Here is a 17,083-nt window from a genome sequence, read left to right as displayed (position 1 = left end):
CGGACTCTACTTGCCCGCCGGCGAGGTCGGCTGGTCCCGTCGCGCCGGCGGGACCAGTGTCACAACCACGACACGTGCGGCGCCAGCAGCGCGTAGCCGAGGAACGCGATCACGTCCAGCAGCGTGTGCGCCAGCACCAACGGCCACAGCCGGCGGGTCCGCATCCACCACAGCGCGAACACCACGCCCATCGCGAGATTGCCCAGCCCGCCGCCGAAACCCTGGTAGAGGTGGTACGACCCGCGCAGCAGGGCGCTGGCGGCCAGCGCCAGCCACGGCGGCACGCCGAGCTGCCGCAGCCGCACGAGCAGGTAGCCCACGACGAGGATCTCCTCGGCTGCGCCGTTGCCCGCCGCGGACAGCACCAGCACGACCGGCCGCCACCACGTCTCGCCCAATCCGGACGCCGCGACCTGCAGATTGAACCCGGCGGCGACGGCCCCCAGGTACAGCGCCAGGCCGGGCACGCCGATCACCGCGGTCAGGGCGAGCGCCCACGCCACCTGCCGCCCGGGCCTGTCGCGCACGAGACCGAGCGCCCGCGCGCGGATCCCGGAGTGCGCGAGCAGCACCAGCGGCAGCAGGGCCCACGCGAGCAACCGCAGCACGCCGAGCGCCTGGTAGGCCAGGTCGAGCCACGGATGTTCCGAGCGGGAGACGTTGAGTGCGGCGGTCTGGTCGGCGAGGTCGGCCGGCGCGAGCAGTGCGGAGACCAGGTCGAGGACGGCGTAGGCGCCGGACAGGCCGAAGGTGACGGCCAGGACGATGACGAGCTCGGCCACCAGCAGCCGGCGGACGCGCGGGTCGGTGACCGGGTCGAACCGGGAGGCGTACCGGGCGACCGCGGCGCGGGGGGAGAGTGCGCGACGGACCCGTCCGGCGTCGGACGCGGAGTGCGAGGACCCGCTCACTCGGCGAGCCGGACGCTGTCGACGATCCCGTCCATCCACTTGACGCCGGGGGCGGACTGTTGCGCGGTCGTCACGTACGCCACCCACCACCGCCGCCCCTCCGAGCCGAACACGGCGGTGTAGACGAGCCCGCCGGAGTCGAGGTCGGCGAACTCGTCGGGCACCACCACGTAGGAGACGGCGGCGCCCGTGCCGGCCTCGTTGTCCACGCGTGTGACCCGCCGCTCGTCGCGGATGCCGGACACGCCCAGGATGTAGAGCTGGATGGTCTCGGCGAGCGCGGTCGCCGCCCCCTGGTCGTCGGCGATCGCGGCGGCGGCGATACCGGGTTCGAGGGCGCCCGCGAGGATGCGGGTCTCCAGCGCGTGCCCCGTCCCGACGGGCACGATCTGCAGCGATCCGAGCTCCGCGTCGCTCACCACGCGCCATCCCACGGGCACGGCGAGCTCCAGCCCCGAGTCCACGTCGAGGTGGTGCTCCCCGTGCAGCGTCGAGTCCCTCGGCAGCACCGAGGCGGGATTGGTGGCCACCGCGACGATCAGCAGAAACGCCAGGAGTCCGAGCGCGACATGCACGGTCCGCGGGCCGCGTTTCTCCTCCGGGGTGAGGTGGGAGGCGTCCGGCGCGTCATCCGGGGCGGGGGAGTAGTCGGCCGCGTATTCGGGCACGGGGGCGTCGTCGGTACCCATCGGTCGTCAGCGTAGCAACGGGCGGGGTGTACACCTGAGTGCATGACGGTGTCGCTCGAACTGCTGAGTCGGGGTCCCTCGCGGCCCGACCTCCTGGAGGACCTCGTGGCCGACGAGGCCACCCTGGCGGGCACGCTCGCCCGCTGGTCGGCCCCCGCCCCGGTCGTGGTCGCGCCCGCCGCCGACCTCGGCCTCCCGCCGTTGGAGGAGGTGTCCGCGGTGCTCGCCGCAGACACCCCCGCGATCGTCGACGTCGCGCGCGGCCTGACCGGTCCCGGTCCCGCCGCCGACCACCTCGCGGACCTGCTCGCCGTGGCCGCGCACTCCGGGGTCGGCTTCGGCTCGGGCCTCGTGCCCCGGTGCGCCGACGCGGACCAGGTGTGGGCGCTGCTCGCGGGCGCCGTGGCCGCGATGACCGGGGCGGACGTGCGCGCCGCGATCGCCGCGCCGGACCCGGCCCGCATCCTGGGCCTGTCGCGATCGGCCCGGGAGGCCATCCGTGATGTCGTGACATGCACCCTCGTGCCCGACGGGCGGGTCGACGCCGTGTCCGCGGACCTCGCGTCCGCCGATCCCGACCGTCGCTGACTAGTCTCGTCGTCGTGGTCACCGTCGCCTACCTCGGCCCGCCCGGCACCTTCACCGACGCCGCCCTGCACCGGCTCCGCGCGGACGCGCGGACCTCCGACTTGCTCGCCGACGCCGAGGCCGTCCCGGCCCCCACCCCCGACGAGGCGCTGGCCATGGTCCGTTCGGGCGCCGCCGACTACGCGTGCGTCCCGTTCGAGAACTCCGTCGACGGCACCGTCAACCCCACCGGCGACGCGCTCGCCGTGGGGGAGCGGCTCCAGATCTTCGCCGAGACCGAACTCGACGTGGCGTTCTCCATCCTCGTGCGGCCCGGTACCGCCGCCGCCGACGTGCGCGTGCTGCGGACCCACCCTGTCGCCGCCGCCCAGGTCCGTCGGTGGGTGGGCGTCCACCTGCCGCAGGCGCACATCGAGACCACGTCCTCCACCGCCGCCGGCGCCGAGGAGGTCGCCGCGGGCACCGCCGACGCCACCGCGGCGCCCGCCCGCGCCGGCGAGATCAACGGGCTGGTCCCTCTGGCCGAGCGCGTCGCCGACGTCGGCGGCGCCCGCACCCGCTTCGTCCTGGCCGGCCGGCCGGCCCCGCCGCCGCCGCGCACGGGCAGCGACCGCACCAGCGTCGTGTTCGGCCTGCCGCACCAGCCCAACGCGCTCGTCCAGGCGCTGACCGAGCTGTCGATCCGCGACATCGACCTCACCCGCATCGGTTCCCGACCCACCCGCGTCGAGCGGTTCACCTACCTGTTCCACGTGGACCTCGTCGGTCACATCGACGACCCCGCGGTGTCCGAGGCGCTCGTCGCGCTGCGCCACCGCACCTCCGACCTGCGCTTCCTCGGGTCGTGGCCCGTCGCCGACGGCGGCGAGGCCGGCGCGCCGCCGCCCGACCGCGCCGAGGCGCTGCGCTGGATCGACGGACTGCGTCGAGGGGAGGGCGCGGGGTGAGCGCCCGACTCCACCTCGTCCGCCACGGGCAGACCCCTTCCAACGTCGCCGGCGCCCTCGACACCGCGTTGCCCGGCGCCCCACTGACCGACCTCGGCCGCGAGCAGGCGCGGCTGGTGGGTGAGGAGCTCGCCGGGTCGGGCATCCGCCCCTCGGTCATCCTGAGCTCGGAGGCCGCCCGCGCCCGCGAGACCGCCGGCCTCATCGCCGGGGAGATGGGCCTGCCCACCCAGGCCGTGCCCGGTGTCCATGAGGTGCAGGCCGGCGAGTACGAGATGCAGACCGGGCCCGACGCGCTGCTGGCCTACAACCGGGTGGTCCGCGACTGGCTCGAGAACGGCGAGCTGGACTCCCGGCTCCCCGGCGGCGAGAGCGCGCTCGACGTGCGGCGGCGCGCCATGCCGCTCATCGCCGAGCTACGCGAGTCCTACCTCGACAACGCCGTCGACGTGGTGCTCGTCGTCCACGGCACGCTCATGCGGATGATCGCCGTGTTCGCCGGGGCCGTGCCCTCGCAGTGGGCGCTCGACAACCGGATCCCCAACTGCGGCGTCATCGAGCTGGCCCCGGACGGCGGCGGCTGGGCGTGCGAGCGGTGGGGCGACCACCTGGGGCGGCCCGGGTACTGACGGCTGCGGAGTGGCTCCCGCGGCCGCGCGTCGGCTGCTCCGCTCAGCCCCAGCCGAGGGCGTGCAGGGTCTCCTCGCCGATCCCGAAATGGTGGGCGATCTCGTGGATCACCGTCACCGCCACCTCGTGGACCAACTCCTCCTCGGTCGAGCAGAAGTCACACAGCGCGCCCCGGTAGATCGTGATGGTGTCGGGCAGGAACCCGGAGTAGGTGGTGTCCCGCTCGGTCAGTGCGACGCCCTCGTAGAGACCCAACAGGCCGGGCTCGTCCGGATTCCGGTCGGCGATGAGCACCACCACGTTGTCCATGGCCTCGAACAGCGCGTCCGGTACCGAGTCCAGCGCGTCGTCGACCAGCTCCTCGAACCGCGCCTCGTCGACCCGGATGGTCACGGCGCCCCGCCGCCGGGCACCGGGACGGCGACCGTGCCCTGGCCGGTGTCGGTCGTGGCGCCGGTGTCGCCACCGGGCTGCTGGCCGGGCGGCGGGATCTCTGTGGTGGTGGGCGCGACCGGGGTGTTCCCGTCGATGAGCACACCCTGCCGCGCGGAGCCGCGCAGCACCGCGAACGGCCCGGGCTCGGCGGCCCTCATCAGTCCGCAGTTGACGGTGCGACTGCCCGTGCGCCACGAGATCTCGGAGATGGGATTGACCAGCGTCGAGATGAGCGTCGTGCGGCGCAGCGTCTCGGGGTCGCCGAGATAGGCGATGCCGGCCTCTCGGCAGGCGTCGGCGGTGAGCTCGGACTGCTGCCGCGGATCCGGCGGGACCGGCCCCTCGGGGAAGGTCCCCGTCACGTCGACGTCGGCGACGATCTCGATCGAGTGGTCGTCCGAGCACGGCACCGGTGCGCCGGGCAGGCCCTCGGCGGTGAATCCCAGGCACGTCCCCGGCTCCCAGCGGCGGTGCTGGTCCGCCTCGGCGAACGTGCCCGTGGACAGGGCGGACCGGCCGTCGAGCTCGGCGGCCGCGATCCCGCACAGGACACTGCGGTCGCCCTTGGCCCAGCCCTCCTCGGACGGCGGCACCACCAGTCCGGTGAAGCGGCCCTGCGGATCGACCTCGCGGCCGCCCGCGTACCGGGAGATCAGCGGCAGGCACCGGTCCGTGCCCACCGGGGCCAGGTCGTCGCTGTCCGGGAGCGGGGTCCCCTCGCCGAACCCGGGGACCTCGGACAGGTCGATCCGCCCCGCCACCTCGAACCGGTGGGGCTCGGCGCAGTCGACCGTGTCGAAGGAGGCCACGCGGTCCGCGGCGTCGATGGACCAGGTCAGGCAGGTGCCCGGGGCGGCGTTGGCGTACGCCGGACCCGACAGGGTCCGCGGGTCGACCTGCGGGACGACCGCCGCGATCCGCCCGGCGCTCGACGAGTTCGGGTCGTTGATCGCCGAGGCCATGAGCGCGCCGGTGACCGCCCCGCCGGACAGGATCGCGAGGAGGGAGGCCATGACCGCGCCCCGCGTGCGGAGCAGGGTCCGACCACGGCGTGACGATCGGGTGGTAGTGGTCATCGCCTTCCATGATGCCGCAACCGCGCCGTCCCGATAGGATTCGGAGCATGAGCGGACAGAACCACGACGAGCGACCCGGCGCGGACGGTGACGTGCGCTCGCCACGGGAGGGTGTGGACCCGGAGGTCCTCGAGTTCGCCCAGATGCTGTTCCAGCTGGCCCGGGACGGCGAGACGGAACGGCTCGCGGCGTATGTCGACGCCGGCGTGAGCCCTGACCTGACCAACGAGCGGGGCGACGCCCTGCTCATGCTCGCCGCCTACAACGGCCACCCGGACACCGTCCGCGCACTGCTCGAGCGGGGTGCCGAGGTCGACCGCGCCAACGACCGGGGTCAGACCCCGCTGGCCGGCGCGGTCTTCAAGGGGTACGGCGAGGTCGTCCGCGTGCTCTACGAAGCCGGGGCCGACCCGTACGGCGGCACGCCCACGGCCGTCGACACCGCGCGCATGTTCGAGAAGGACGCCTTCCTGGAACTGTTCGGCGTCTGAGGGGGCCGCGGCGCCCGGCCGCGACTGGCCGCTGGGAGGATTCGCGCGGGCCGCTAGGCTGAGATGCGTGATCGATCTCAAGCTGCTCCGCGAGAACCCCGACCTCGTCCGCGACTCCCAGCGCACCCGTGGCGAGGATCCGTCGCTGGTCGACCAGCTGCTGGCCGCCGACGAGGCCCGCCGCTCCTCCATCGCGGCCGCGGACTCCGCCCGCGCCGAGCAGAAGGCCCACGGCAAGAAGGTCGGTAAGGCCTCGCCCGAGGAGCGCCCGGCGCTGCTCGAGGCCGCGGGCGCCCTCAAGCAGGCGGTCAAGGACGCCGAGGAGGCCGAGAAGGCCGCGGCGGCCGAGGTCGACCGGCTCCAGCGTCTGCTGTCGAACGTCGTCGAGGAGGGCACGCCCGCCGGCGGCGAGGACGACTTCGTGGAGATCGAGCGGATCGGCGAGATCCCCACCTTCGACTTCGAGCCCAAGGACCACCTCGAGCTGGGCGAGAGCCTCGGGCTGCTCGACATGGAGCGGGGCGCGAAGGTCTCCGGCGCCCGCTTCTACTTCCTCACCGGCTACGGCGCCCTGCTCCAGCTGGGCATGCTGCAGCTCGCCGCGCAGAAGGCCACCGCCAACGGCTTCACCATGATGATCCCGCCCGTGCTCGTGCGGCCCGAGATCATGCAGGGCACCGGCTTCCTCGGCGCCCACGCCGACGAGGTCTACCGACTCGAGGCCGACGACCTCTACCTGGTCGGCACCTCCGAGGTCGCCCTGGCCGGCTACCACCAGGGCGAGATCCTCGACCTCTCCGCCGGTCCCAAGCGCTACTGCGGCTGGTCCTCGTGCTTCCGCCGCGAGGCCGGCAGCCACGGCAAGGACACCCGCGGCATCATCCGCGTCCACCAGTTCGACAAGGTCGAGATGTTCTCCTGGTGCAAGCCCGAGGAGGCGCACGAGGAGCACAAGCGCCTGCTGGGCTTCGAGAAGGAGATGCTCGAGGCCATGGGCCTGCCGTTCCGCGTCATCGACATCGCCGGCGGCGACCTCGGCTCCTCGGCCGCGCGTAAGTACGACTGCGAGGCGTGGGTGCCCACGCAGGGGACCTACCGGGAGCTCACTTCGACGTCCAACTGCACGACGTTCCAGGCCCGCCGGCTCGGGGTGCGCTACCGCGACGACGAGGGCCGGACGCAGACCGCCGCCACCCTCAACGGCACGCTGGCCACCACGCGGTGGCTCGTGGCGATCCTCGAGAACCACCAGCAGGCCGACGGGTCGGTCGTCGTGCCCGAGGCGCTGCGGCCGTTTGTCGGAAAGGACGTGCTCGAGCCGATCCGCTGAGGGATCGCCGACCTCGTCGTCGTCGTCGTTGTCCGGACCGTCACGGGCGGAACAGCATCATCACACCGCTCGCGCTGGCGCACGTGCGGCCGTCGGTGTCAGTGACCCGCACCCGGACCACGCACGTCGACCGGCCGGCGTGCTCGACCTCCGCGCGGATCGTGGCCGGGGTCTTCTCCAGGCGCAGCGCCCGGATGTAGCGGACGGTGAGGTCCAGCGTGCTGTACCCGGTGCCAGGCTCGACGACGGTCGCGGTGGCGTAGCCGAGCGCCGAGTCCACCCAGCCGGAGACGATCCCGCCGTGGACCGTGCCGCCGTTGTTCAGCGCCCACTCCGCGGGCTCGGCCGTCATGGTCACCGCGCCCTCCTCGGCGGCGGTCAGCCGGACCCCGAGCGAGTAGGCGCCGGGGGAGAGGTGGCGCTCCCCGGCGATGATCGCCCGCAGAGCGTCGAGACCGGCGTGCGGCGAGCGATCCGCGGCGTCCGGGAGCGGGGGCCAGGAGTAGTGACGGCTGCGCGTCACGGGATCGACCGAATCGAAGGGGGCGTCGTGGTCCACCCCGCCGAACCTACCGGCGGTCGCGGACACCCTCCGCCGCGGGCCGCTACCCTGGGGCCCGTGGAGCTGCTCTATACAGGGATCATCGGGGTCGCCCGGACGATGTTCAAGGTCCAGGGACTGGACATCACCGTGCGCGGGGAACACCACTTCCCGGCGGTCGGCGGGGCGGTCGTGGTGATCAACCACACCGGGTACTTCGACTTCGTCTACGCCGGCCTGCCCGCCCGTGTGCACAAGCGGTTCATCCGCTACATGGCCAAGCACGAGGTGTTCGAGCACCCCGTGGCCGGGCCGATCATGCGCGAGCTCAAGCACATCCCCGTGGACCGCACTGCCGGCAAGGCGTCGTTCGACGAGGCCGTCGAGCGCCTCAGGGCCGGTGAGCTGGTGGGCGTCTTCCCCGAGGCGACCATCAGCCGCAGCTTCGAGATCAAGGGCTTCAAGTCCGGTGCGGTGCGGATGGCGCTCGCGGCGGACGTCCCGATCATCACCGTCACGGTGTGGGGGTCCCAGCGCGTGTGGACCAAGGGGCTGCCCAAGAAGCTCCTGCGTCCCAAGATGCCGATCATGATGCAGGTCGGCGCGCCGATGCAGGCGTACGAACCGATCGACGAGTGCACCCGGGAGGTCCGCTCGCGGATGCAGGCCGATCTCGAGCGGCTCCAGGACGAGTACGCGGAGCGCTACGGGCCGTACCCGGCCGGCGCCAACTGGGTGCCGGCCCGCCTCGGAGGGTCGGCACCCACGCTCGAGCAGGCGACGGCCCTGGACGAGGCCGAGCACGCGGAGCGTCTGCGTCGTCGCGCCGAGAACGCGGCCGCCGAGGGCACGTCGGTGGCCGATGTCGACACCCCGAAGGGGCCGGCGGGCCCGGACGCTCCGTGAGCCGGGCGAGGCCGATCCTCGTCGCCACGGACGTCGACGGGACACTGATCGGCTCGGACGACCTCGTGCCCGCCGCCAACCTGGCGGTCGTGGAGGATCTCGTCGCCGATGGTGCGACCTTCGTCCTGGCCACTGGTCGACCTCCGCGCTGGCTTGCGCAGGTGGTCGACCAGTTGCCCGTCGCGCCCCTGGCGGTGTGCGCGAACGGCGCCGTTATCATGGACTCCGGCAGCGGCGAGTTCCTCGAGACCAGCCTGCTCGACCCCGACACGCTCGCGGCGATCGACGAGGTCTTGCGGGAGCGGCTGCCGGGCAGCGGGATCGCCGCCGAGCGGCTCGGGGCCGACGCCGCCGATGCCGACTTCGTGGCCAGCCCGGACTACGAGCACGCCTGGATCCACCCCGAGCATCTCGAGGTGGGGCACGCCGAGGTCCTCTCCGAGCCCGTGCTGAAGTTGCTCGCGCGTGTGCCGGGCATGCCCAGCGCCGACATGCTGGCCGCCCTGCGCGGCGAAGTCGATCACCTGGCCGACGTCACGTACTCCACGACCAACGGGCTGATCGAGTTCGCCGCCCGCGGGGTGACCAAGGCGAGCGGGTTGGCGCGGATCGCGGCGTCCACGGCGGCCGCGACCGCCACCCCGTCGGCGGAGGTGCCCGTGACGGTCGCGTTCGGCGACATGCCCAACGACCTGGAGATGCTGCGCTGGGCCGATCACGGCGTGGCGATGGGCAACGCCATCCCCGCGGTCCACGCCGCCGCCGACGAGGTCACGCTGACCAACGACCAGGCCGGCTTCGCGCACGTCCTGCGGCGCTGGTGGGTCTGACCTGCCGGGGAGCCTGTGCTCCGAAATAGGTCGCGGACCGGTCCCCACCACTTCCCCGGTGTACCCCTCGCCCCGGTGGGGGAGGGGCACACCTGGTGGGAGCCGGTCCGCAGGTCTGAGATGGCCGTCGCGCCGAAAGCCCCGAGGCGCCGTGCCGGAGACCGCGCGGGTCACCCGCCGCGTGCGCGGCGGGTGACCCGGACGTCGGTCAGGGGTTGGGCTCGACGCTGAGCTGCTTGGTCTCCGGGTCGTAGACGAGCGTGCCGCCGACGAACCGCTGGGCGATCGTGCCGTCCTCGCGCTCGGCCTCCGCGGAGACCGGCAGCCCGAGCGGGCCGTGCTCGAAGCCCTGTGCCGCCCACGCGTCGCCGATCACGCCCCACACCGGGTGCGTGCCGGTCTCGGGGGACGAGTACAGCGCGCCGTTCTCGTGCTTGACCAGCGAGACGTTGCCGAATCGCTGCACGCCGGACAGCGCCTTGCCGAGCTGGGCGCCGAGCTGTTTGCCGAGTCCGCGGAAATCGCCGCCGGCCAGGTTCTCCACCGATCCGAGGTCCACGCCGACGGCGTCGCCCACCGAGCCGGCGTCGACCGGCAGGTCCGCGAGGGTCTTGCCGCCGAGCAGGGCGCGGGTCAGGGCCGCGGGGTCGAGCCGGCCGCCGGTGAGCACGGTCCGCAGCGCGGAGACGACGGCGTCCTGGATGCCCGACTGGGTGATCGCGGGCAGGCCGGCACTTCCGGTGCCACCACCACCGCCGGTGCCACCACCACCGCCGGCGCCGCCACCGCCGCCGGCGCCGCCACCGCCGCCGCCGGTGCCCGGGTTGGACGGGGCCGGGGACGAGCCCCCGCCGCCGCTCTTGGCGTAGGAGGCGGCGATGTCGCGGATCTGGCCCATCTTGGCGTAGCCGGCCTCGCCCGGGCAGGTGGTGAGGCCGACGTCGCGGTGGGCGAAGATGTTGGGCAGTCGCACGGCGGTGCCGTACGAGTACTTGGTGTACGAGGTGCCCTCGGAGTAGTGGGTGTCCGAGCCCTTGGGGTCGACGCCCGCGACCGACAGACGCCAGCCGATGATCTCGCCGACCTTGCGGATCGTGGCGTCGGGCGGGGAGACGGTCGAGTAGTCGCCCATCATCGAGATGCCCCAGGTGTTGCCGTTGAAGCCGCCGGCGTGGGCGCCCTGGACGTTGCGGTCGAGTCCGCCGCGGCGGCCCTCGAAGGCCTGCCCGTACTTGTCGACCAGCACGTTGTAGCCCACGTCGCACCAGCCGAGCGTGCGGGCGTGGTACGTGTAGATGCCGCGCATGACGCCGGCCGAGCCCTCGCGGGTGTAGTTGTTGCTGCCGGCCGTGTGGTGGACGACCGCCGCGGCGAGCGTGGGGTCGTAGGAGGTGCCGCCGCAGCGGATCGACTCGTCGGCGCCCCAGCCGGCGCGGGTGATGATGGACGGCTGCCTGGCCGCGATGTCACCGTGCGCGCCCGTGCCGCCGGAGGCGGTGACGTCGGCGAACGCCTCGGGGTCGGGCGTCGGGGTGTCGTCGGGGGAGAGCAGGACGGCCTGCACCGAGTCGGGGTCGAGGTCGGTGGTCTCGGCGACGGGCTTGATGTCGGCGTAGCGGGTCGGCGCGGGCGGGGTGCCGTCCGACGCGGGCCGGGCCGGCGCGGAGGTCGGGCCCGCGGGGGTGGCCGGGGTCGGCGCCGACGACGGCGTGGGGGCCGGGTCGGCGGTGCGGGCGGCGGCCACGTCCTCATCGGTTGGGGCCTCGGCCTCGTCGGCGGACCGGGTGTCGGCCTTCGCGGGCTCGTCGGGGGTCGCCTCGGGCGCGTCGGCCAGGGAGGTGTCCTCGATATCGATGCCGGACAGCGAGATCTGGACCGCCGTGGTGTCGAGCCCCAGGTAGACGGGCTCGGTGCCGCCGGTGCCGGTCACGCTCTCGCCCTTGCCGTCGGTGGACTCGGCCTCGTACCAGGGGCCCCACGTGCCGTCGGGGTTCTTGGCGCGGACCTGCGCGACGGCGGCCGGGTTGTGGCCCTTCCACGTGACGCCGACCATCGAGAACGGCGTGTCGGACGTGACCTCGCGGACGGGGGAGCCGCCGGAGGCGACGTCGCTGTCCACGCCCGCGGCGGGCGGTGCCTCGGCCAGCGGGACCGCGGTCTCGCCGGTCGGCAGGCCGCCACCGGCGGTGGCGGTGATGTCGTCGCCGGACTGGACGACCTGGTCCGCCCCGTACACGGCGAGGGGCGTGACGACGGACGCCGCGACCGCCACCGCCAGGGCGAGGGTCCGGCGTCGACCGCTGACGTACAGGGGGCGGCGTCGTGTTCTCAAGGGCTTCTCCAGATCAGGGTCTGTGACACGCGGCTGCGCGGGCCGCGTGGCACTGCTGCCCTCGGGGCCCCGCCGGAGCGAGACCACAGGGACGTGTGTGACGAACGGGGTCAATGTTAGCCAAGAAACGACTGAAACCAAGTGGTAAAACTGTGAATATCGGGACTACAGGGATGTAGTTTCGAACCGACGTACGACGACGAGAACGCCCGACCAGCACCGTGGGCCACTGCAGTCGCGCCGGGAAGTCGTCCTCCTCGTCGTCGTCGGCGTGCCCTGAACCCACCCCCGACCCGCCGGATACCCTTGGACGCGGACCCGCGCCGACCGGCGCGTGGCCAGGCGGGCGGACGCCGCGCGCGATCCAGCGACGGACCACCGCCACGGACTACGGGAAGGCTCGAGACTTATGGCAGGCGAACGGCAGTGGGGCACCTATGACCTCATCGTGGTGGGGTCGGGTTTCTACGGTCTGACGGTTGCCGAGCGGGCGGCGAGCGAGCTCGGCAAGCGCGTGCTGGTGCTCGAGCGGCGCCACCACATCGGCGGCAACGCCTACTCCGAGCCCGAGCCCGAGACCGGCATCGAGATCCACAAGTACGGCGCGCACCTGTTCCACACCTCCAACGAGCGCGTGTGGGAGTACGTCAACCGCTTCACGTCGTTCACCGGCTACCAGCACCGCGTGTTCGCCATGCACAAGGGCACCGCGTACCAGTTCCCCATGGGCCTGGGCCTGATCTGCCAGTTCTTCGGCCGCTACTACTCGCCCGACGAGGCCCGCGCGCTCATCGCCGAGCAGGCCTCCGAGTTCTCCTCCGAGGAGGCGGCGAACTTCGAGGAGAAGGCCATCTCCCTCATCGGCCGTCCGCTGTACGAGGCGTTCATCAAGGACTACACGGCCAAGCAGTGGCAGACCGATCCCAAGAACCTGCCCGCCGGCAACATCACGCGCCTGCCCGTGCGGTACACGTTCGACAACCGCTACTTCAACGACACCTACGAGGGCCTGCCCGTCGACGGCTACACCGCGTGGCTGGAGAACATGGCGGCGCACGAGAACATCGACGTGGTGCTGGACACCGACTGGTTCGACGTCCGCGACGACGTCCGCGCCGCGAGCCCCGACGCGCCGGTGGTCTACACGGGTCCGCTGGACCGCTACTTCGACTACGCCGACGGCGAGCTCGGCTGGCGCACCCTGGACTTCGAGACCGAGGTCCTGCCGACCGGCGACTTCCAGGGCACCCCGGTGATGAACTACAACGACGCGGAGTACGACTACACCCGCATCCACGAGTTCCGGCACTTCCACCCCGAGCGCAAGAACTACCCCACGGACAAGACCGTGATCATGCGCGAGTACAGCCGCTTCGCCGAGCGCGAGGACGAGCCGTACTACCCGATCAACGAGTCCACGGACCGCGAGAAGCTCGCCGCCTACCGCGACCGCGCCAAGGCCGAGACCGTCGCCAACAAGGTGCTGTTCGGCGGCCGACTGGGCACGTACCAGTACCTGGACATGCACATGGCCATCGCCTCCGCGCTGACGATGTTCGACAACACGCTGGCCCCGCACCTGCGCGACGGCGCCCCGCTCGCCGACGGCTGACCGCCTGCGAAATCCGCTACCCCGCGGGGGGATCCGCTACTCCTACCGGCGTAGCGGATCCGTCGTCGGGGTAGCGGATCCGGGTGCGGTGTCCGCGGGCGCGTCGGCGACCAGCCCGTGCACGGCGGCGTCGCGCTGCGCCGCGTGCACGATCGTCGGCTTGGCCTCACCGAGGTGCTCCAGCACGGGCGTGACCGACGTCCAGAAGCGGCTCAGCGAGCTCAGGCCCTCGTTCTCGGCCCGCGCCTGTGCGCGTTGGGCCCGCGTGTCGTCGGCGCGCGTGGGGTGCAGGGCTGCGCGCTTGCCCTCGATGTGGTCGTCCTTGCGCTGCGAGATGACGTACCCCAGCGCGAACGCCACGCTCCGCGGCATCCGCCCGGACAGCAGCACGTGCGCCTCCGGGTAGTCGTCCAACACCTGTTCCACCGCCCCGGACAGCTCCTCCACGAGCCGCGCGAACGTCCGCCGGTCGATCTGCCGCCCGCTCGCGCCGGGATACCACCGTCCGGCGGGGAGCGTCCAGGGGCGGAGGGTCGCGGTGGTGTCCGATTCGGAGTCGTCGGTTGGTGCGGAGCCGGCGGTGGCGCGGCCCGCGCCGTCGGTGGGGGCGTGGGTGGGGGCGACGACGACGACGAGGTCCGCCGCCTCCCGAAGCGGATGACCCGCGTCCACCTCGGAGACCGGTCCGCCCCCCTCCAGCTGGAGTGAGAGCCAGACCCGCCGCACGGAGATCCGGTCCGCCGGCGCCGCGACCGCCGACCCGGCGGGAAAAGTCACCATCGCCAGTTCCCCGCGGGGTTGGCTGCGGCGGGACCGCCACCGGCGCTCGGCCCACATGTCGTCGCCGTCGTCGAAGTACACCGTCCGCACGCCCGTGTCGCCGCCGGGCAGGCGACGCCTGCGGGCCTCGACCGGCAGTTCGGCGAGATGGGTGCGCTCGCGCAGGAGGACGTCGTATCCGACCGCCAGCGCCGCCGGGAACGCGAGGTTGGGGGCCAGGACGAAGCCTGTCGCGTCGTCGTCGTCGTTCATCGCCCGCTCGAGCTCGTCGGAAATGTGGTCGACCTCGCGGCGCAGGTCCACCACGGCGTTGGCGGTGCCGAACCAGCCCGTCGCCGAACGGAAACCGAGACTGCGGGCGTTGGCCACGTCCACGGCGGCGCGCATCCGGTCCGCGCTCTCGGCCGGCAGCAGGCGCAGGTAGTACAGGGTGCCGTTGTGTGCCATGAGCCACGCGCGCAGGGCCATCGCCACCACCAGCACGAGCAGGGTGCCGATGAACCAGCCCAGCCGGGACGGCGAGGTACAGGTGTCGGACCACAGGTCGGACACGGTGGAGATCGTGCACGACGCGTCGCGGGCGACGAGGTCCTCGGCGACGAGCCCGCCGAACGCGGTGGTCAACGTGACGGTGATGGCGATGAGCGTTTCGAGGAGGAACACGCGCATGAGCGTATCTGTCGCCTCGGACACCGGCCGCGAAGTGGCGGCGCGGCCTCCCGGGCGGGCCTAGGCTTCTGGCATGACCCGCACGATCGCCCGGCCCCTGCCCCGCACGGTGCCCGCTGCCGCCGTCGACCCCGTCCCGGGCCGGGCGGCGGTCCTGAGCGGCGTCGCCGCCGCGCTGTTGCTGGCGCTGTTCCTCCTGCCGTTCGCGCCGGCCCGCGCCCAGGCACCCGCCGCGCCCGCGGACCCGGCCGAGGCACCGGCGGCCGCCGAGGTGGCCGTGGGCGTCACCGACCGGGCCGGCGTCCTGTCGTCCGGCGACCAGGACCTGCTGCGCGCCGAGACCGGACGCATTGCGTTCCCGCCGCAGGTCGAGCGCGTCGAGTACCTGGTCTTCGACGACGACGGCGACAACCTCAACGACACCGTCGAGCGCTTCGCCCAGTCCGAGCGGCCCGACCTCGTCGCGCAGGACAAAGAGAAGTGGGCGCCGGGCATTCTCATCGTGGCCAACGACACCGAGGCGCGCGACGTGGGAATCTACTGCGGCGATGACGTGTGCGCGGCGCTCGACGTCTTCGAGGGGCGTCATCTCGACGGCGCGCTGGAGGCGATGAAGGACCCGATGCGACGCGAGAACCACGCTGCGGGGCTGCTCGCGGGGGCGCGGGCGGCAGCGGATCCCACGGTGCTCGCGCCGGAGCCGGAGGGCATGCCGGCCTGGCTGCCGTGGGCTCTCGGTGGCGCCGGGGTGGTGGGCGCGGGCGCGATCGGTGCGGGCGTGGCGGCGAGCCGGAAGAAGAAGGCGACGACGGCGAGGGAGCGTTACGACCGGGTCTCCCGCGAATACGGGCGGGTCGCGCAGGAGCTCACCGGGTTGGACGTCCGCGCCAACTCGCTCACCTCCCCACTGGCCGACGACGAGCTGAGGTCCCAGTGGGCGGACGTCCGGGACCGGTTCCTCTCGCTGGACACGGTGATGGGCCGGATCGGGGACCTGCGGCCCGACTCGACCGACGCCGAGTTCCGGGCCAAGGCCACCGACATCGAGCTCGCGCACACCACGGTCGACCAGATGGAGATCGCGGAGAAGAACATCGACCAGCTGTTCCGGATGGAGCAGGGCGACCCCGACGTGCGCCGCCGCCAGCTCGGCGAGCTGCACGAGGACATGGTCGCCGCCGCGTTGGGGACGAAGGACGCGAGGTTGGCCGCGGAGGCCCGGGCGCTGGACGCGCGGGCGGACGAACTCGCCCGTGACACGCAGGCACCCGGCTTCATGGACCGGTACGCGCGGCTGGTGGTGGACTACCGGCTCGTCGTGGAGGCGATCCGGGAGCGGGAGATGTCGGACGTCAAGACGGCCGATGACGCGGGCGACCGGCACGCGCCCCGGCTGTACGACCGTGACTGGCGCGCCGGCTACGGCTACAACGGCTTCGTCCCGTATTCCGTCGTGTCGAGCTGGCACGCCCGGGACGTGCAGGCGGCGCAGTCGGCGAGCTCGACCACCACGAGCTACTCCAACGCGTCGTTCTCGGGCGGCGGCGGGTCGAGCGGGTACTGACCCGCCGCCCCGCCGCGTCAGCCCTCGACGATCTCCACCGACTCGATGGTGTGCGTGGTCTGGGGCCGACCCTGCGGGCTGCCGTCGGACTCGATCGCGGTGACCGCCTCCATGCCCTCGGTGACGGTGCCGAAGAGGCTGTAGTCCGGCGGCAGCGAGACGCCGGAGTCACCGGTGACGATGAAGAACTGGGAACCGTTGGTGTCCGGCCCGGCGTTGGCCATGGCCACCGACCCGATCTCGTACTCGCCGCTCGCGGGCAGCTCGTCGGCGAACTCGTAGCCCGGGCCGCCGCTGCCGGTGCCCTGCGGGTCGCCGCCCTGGATCATGAAGCCGGGGATCACGCGGTGGAAGGTGATGCCATCGTAGTAGTTGTGGCGGGCCAGGAACACGAAGTTGTTGACCGTCTCCGGTGCCTTCTCCTCGAGCAGGTCCACGGTGACGGTCCCGGCGTCGGTGGTGATGACGGCCGAGTAGTCGACCCCCGGGGTCAGGCACATCGGCGGGGCCGAGTCGAAGGAGGTCGTGCGCTCGTCCGTTCCCTCGGCGGGCGGGCACTCGACGTCGCCGCCCGACTCGCGGCCCTCGGACTGCGCCGCGCTGGTGGTGCCGCCGGTCGCCTGCTCGTCGGACGCCGCGTCGTCGGAGGCGCAGCCGGCGAGCGCGAGGGGCGTGGCGAGGGCGAGCACCCCGAGGGCGGTGCGGACGGTCGGGCGGCGGCGGGGTGAAGCGGTGAGGTGCATGGGACGAGA

General features: G+C 72.9%; 17 protein-coding genes. 9 read left to right on the top strand and 8 right to left on the bottom strand.

Translation table 11 applies throughout. From position 1 onward, the window contains the following. Nucleotides 1-59: 59 nt before the first annotated feature. Nucleotides 60-911: a CPBP family intramembrane glutamic endopeptidase gene (locus tag DPA01S_RS04120; protein ID WP_061914207.1), complete on the bottom strand. Its 852-nt coding sequence runs from the start codon at nucleotides 909-911 to the stop codon at nucleotides 60-62. Beyond that, nucleotides 908-1,600 (bottom strand): APA family fibronectin-binding glycoprotein, encoded by a 693-nt coding sequence (locus DPA01S_RS04115; RefSeq protein ID WP_061227863.1) that lies wholly within the window; start codon nucleotides 1,598-1,600, stop codon nucleotides 908-910. Before DPA01S_RS04115 ends, DPA01S_RS04120 begins: the two co-directional genes overlap by 4 nt. 42 nt (nucleotides 1,601-1,642) lie before the next feature. Between DPA01S_RS04115 and DPA01S_RS04110 the strand changes: the two genes are divergently transcribed. The 3 genes from DPA01S_RS04110 to DPA01S_RS04100 are packed head-to-tail and all read left to right on the top strand — an operon-like array spanning nucleotide 1,643 to nucleotide 3,764. Continuing rightward, the gene (locus DPA01S_RS04110) at nucleotides 1,643-2,188 is read left to right on the top strand and encodes a hypothetical protein (protein WP_061227864.1); all 546 of its coding nucleotides are present in this window, start codon (nucleotides 1,643-1,645) and stop codon (nucleotides 2,186-2,188) included. Nucleotides 2,189-2,202: 14 nt separating this feature from the next. Then, the gene (gene pheA, locus DPA01S_RS04105; RefSeq protein ID WP_061227865.1) at nucleotides 2,203-3,135 is read left to right on the top strand and encodes a prephenate dehydratase; all 933 of its coding nucleotides are present in this window, start codon (nucleotides 2,203-2,205) and stop codon (nucleotides 3,133-3,135) included. Continuing rightward, nucleotides 3,132-3,764: a histidine phosphatase family protein gene (locus tag DPA01S_RS04100; protein ID WP_061227866.1), complete on the top strand. Its 633-nt coding sequence runs from the start codon at nucleotides 3,132-3,134 to the stop codon at nucleotides 3,762-3,764. Before pheA ends, DPA01S_RS04100 begins: the two co-directional genes overlap by 4 nt. 43 nt (nucleotides 3,765-3,807) lie before the next feature. Here DPA01S_RS04100 and DPA01S_RS04095 read toward each other — a convergent pair whose 3' ends face one another. Together DPA01S_RS04095 and DPA01S_RS04090 are read right to left on the bottom strand one after the other, a co-directional pair. Next, entirely contained in the window at nucleotides 3,808-4,158 is a 351-nt protein-coding gene (locus DPA01S_RS04095; RefSeq protein WP_061227867.1) for a metallopeptidase family protein, read from the bottom strand. Next, nucleotides 4,155-5,276 carry a septum formation family protein gene (locus DPA01S_RS04090; RefSeq protein ID WP_232302999.1) on the bottom strand — a complete coding sequence of 374 codons (1,122 nt, stop codon included), beginning with the start codon at nucleotides 5,274-5,276 and terminating at the stop codon, nucleotides 4,155-4,157. Before DPA01S_RS04090 ends, DPA01S_RS04095 begins: the two co-directional genes overlap by 4 nt. A 47-nt stretch (nucleotides 5,277-5,323) precedes the next feature. On the opposite strand from DPA01S_RS04090, the gene DPA01S_RS04085 reads away from it, so the two are divergent. Further along, complete coding sequence (locus DPA01S_RS04085; protein WP_061227868.1) at nucleotides 5,324-5,767, top strand: ankyrin repeat domain-containing protein; 444 nt, start codon at nucleotides 5,324-5,326, stop codon at nucleotides 5,765-5,767. Between the two features lie 67 nt (nucleotides 5,768-5,834). Continuing rightward, nucleotides 5,835-7,097 carry a serine--tRNA ligase gene (serS, locus tag DPA01S_RS04080; protein WP_061914205.1) on the top strand — a complete coding sequence of 421 codons (1,263 nt, stop codon included), beginning with the start codon at nucleotides 5,835-5,837 and terminating at the stop codon, nucleotides 7,095-7,097. A gap of 40 nt (nucleotides 7,098-7,137) precedes the next feature. On the opposite strand, the gene DPA01S_RS04075 is transcribed toward serS, so the two are convergent. Next, nucleotides 7,138-7,656, bottom strand: a complete 519-nt coding sequence (locus DPA01S_RS04075; protein WP_063935229.1) for a PaaI family thioesterase — start codon at nucleotides 7,654-7,656, stop codon at nucleotides 7,138-7,140. 60 nt (nucleotides 7,657-7,716) lie between these two features. Between DPA01S_RS04075 and DPA01S_RS04070 the strand changes: the two genes are divergently transcribed. After that, on the top strand, nucleotides 7,717-8,544 hold the full coding sequence (locus DPA01S_RS04070) for a lysophospholipid acyltransferase family protein (RefSeq protein ID WP_061227870.1): 828 nt from the start codon (nucleotides 7,717-7,719) through the stop codon (nucleotides 8,542-8,544). Further along, nucleotides 8,541-9,374, top strand: a complete 834-nt coding sequence (locus DPA01S_RS04065) for an HAD family hydrolase (protein WP_061227871.1) — start codon at nucleotides 8,541-8,543, stop codon at nucleotides 9,372-9,374. Before DPA01S_RS04070 ends, DPA01S_RS04065 begins: the two co-directional genes overlap by 4 nt. A gap of 208 nt (nucleotides 9,375-9,582) precedes the next feature. Here the strand turns inward: DPA01S_RS04065 and DPA01S_RS04060 are convergent, their stop codons facing one another. Then, nucleotides 9,583-11,706, bottom strand: coding sequence for an N-acetylmuramoyl-L-alanine amidase (locus tag DPA01S_RS04060; protein ID WP_232302998.1), 2,124 nt, complete (start codon nucleotides 11,704-11,706; stop codon nucleotides 9,583-9,585). Nucleotides 11,707-12,115: 409 nt separating this feature from the next. Between DPA01S_RS04060 and glf the strand changes: the two genes are divergently transcribed. Then, nucleotides 12,116-13,318, top strand: a complete 1,203-nt coding sequence (gene glf / locus DPA01S_RS04055; protein ID WP_061914203.1) for a UDP-galactopyranose mutase — start codon at nucleotides 12,116-12,118, stop codon at nucleotides 13,316-13,318. A gap of 42 nt (nucleotides 13,319-13,360) precedes the next feature. Here the strand turns inward: glf and DPA01S_RS04050 are convergent, their stop codons facing one another. Beyond that, complete coding sequence (locus tag DPA01S_RS04050; protein WP_061914201.1) at nucleotides 13,361-14,767, bottom strand: hypothetical protein; 1,407 nt, start codon at nucleotides 14,765-14,767, stop codon at nucleotides 13,361-13,363. A 73-nt stretch (nucleotides 14,768-14,840) separates the two neighbouring features. Between DPA01S_RS04050 and DPA01S_RS04045 the strand changes: the two genes are divergently transcribed. Then, a complete protein-coding gene (locus tag DPA01S_RS04045; protein ID WP_061914199.1) occupies nucleotides 14,841-16,331 on the top strand; it encodes a DUF5129 domain-containing protein in 1,491 nt (496 codons plus the stop codon). 17 nt (nucleotides 16,332-16,348) lie between these two features. Here the strand turns inward: DPA01S_RS04045 and DPA01S_RS04040 are convergent. Continuing rightward, the coding region (locus DPA01S_RS04040; RefSeq protein WP_269747522.1) for a peptidylprolyl isomerase at nucleotides 16,349-17,083 on the bottom strand (735 nt) is incomplete at its 5' end.

The sequence above is a fragment of the Dietzia papillomatosis NBRC 105045 genome, assembly GCF_001570845.1.
Taxonomy (GTDB): domain Bacteria; phylum Actinomycetota; class Actinomycetes; order Mycobacteriales; family Mycobacteriaceae; genus Dietzia; species Dietzia cinnamea.
Note: the sequence above shows the minus strand (reverse complement) of the source record. Positions and strands in the feature narration are given on the sequence as shown.

Excerpts from the sequence above, each read along its gene's own strand:
- glf (WP_061914203.1), top strand. The coding sequence starts at position 12,116 with ATGGCAGGCGAACGGCAGTGGGGCACCTATGACCTCATCGTGGTGGGG.
- DPA01S_RS04115 (WP_061227863.1), bottom strand. The coding sequence starts at position 1,600 with ATGGGTACCGACGACGCCCCCGTGCCCGAATACGCGGCCGACTACTCC.
- DPA01S_RS04085 (WP_061227868.1), top strand. The coding sequence starts at position 5,324 with ATGAGCGGACAGAACCACGACGAGCGACCCGGCGCGGACGGTGACGTG.
- DPA01S_RS04045 (WP_061914199.1), top strand. The coding sequence starts at position 14,841 with ATGACCCGCACGATCGCCCGGCCCCTGCCCCGCACGGTGCCCGCTGCC.
- DPA01S_RS04110 (WP_061227864.1), top strand. The coding sequence starts at position 1,643 with ATGACGGTGTCGCTCGAACTGCTGAGTCGGGGTCCCTCGCGGCCCGAC.
- DPA01S_RS04050 (WP_061914201.1), bottom strand. The coding sequence starts at position 14,767 with ATGCGCGTGTTCCTCCTCGAAACGCTCATCGCCATCACCGTCACGTTG.
- DPA01S_RS04090 (WP_232302999.1), bottom strand. The coding sequence starts at position 5,276 with ATGACCACTACCACCCGATCGTCACGCCGTGGTCGGACCCTGCTCCGC.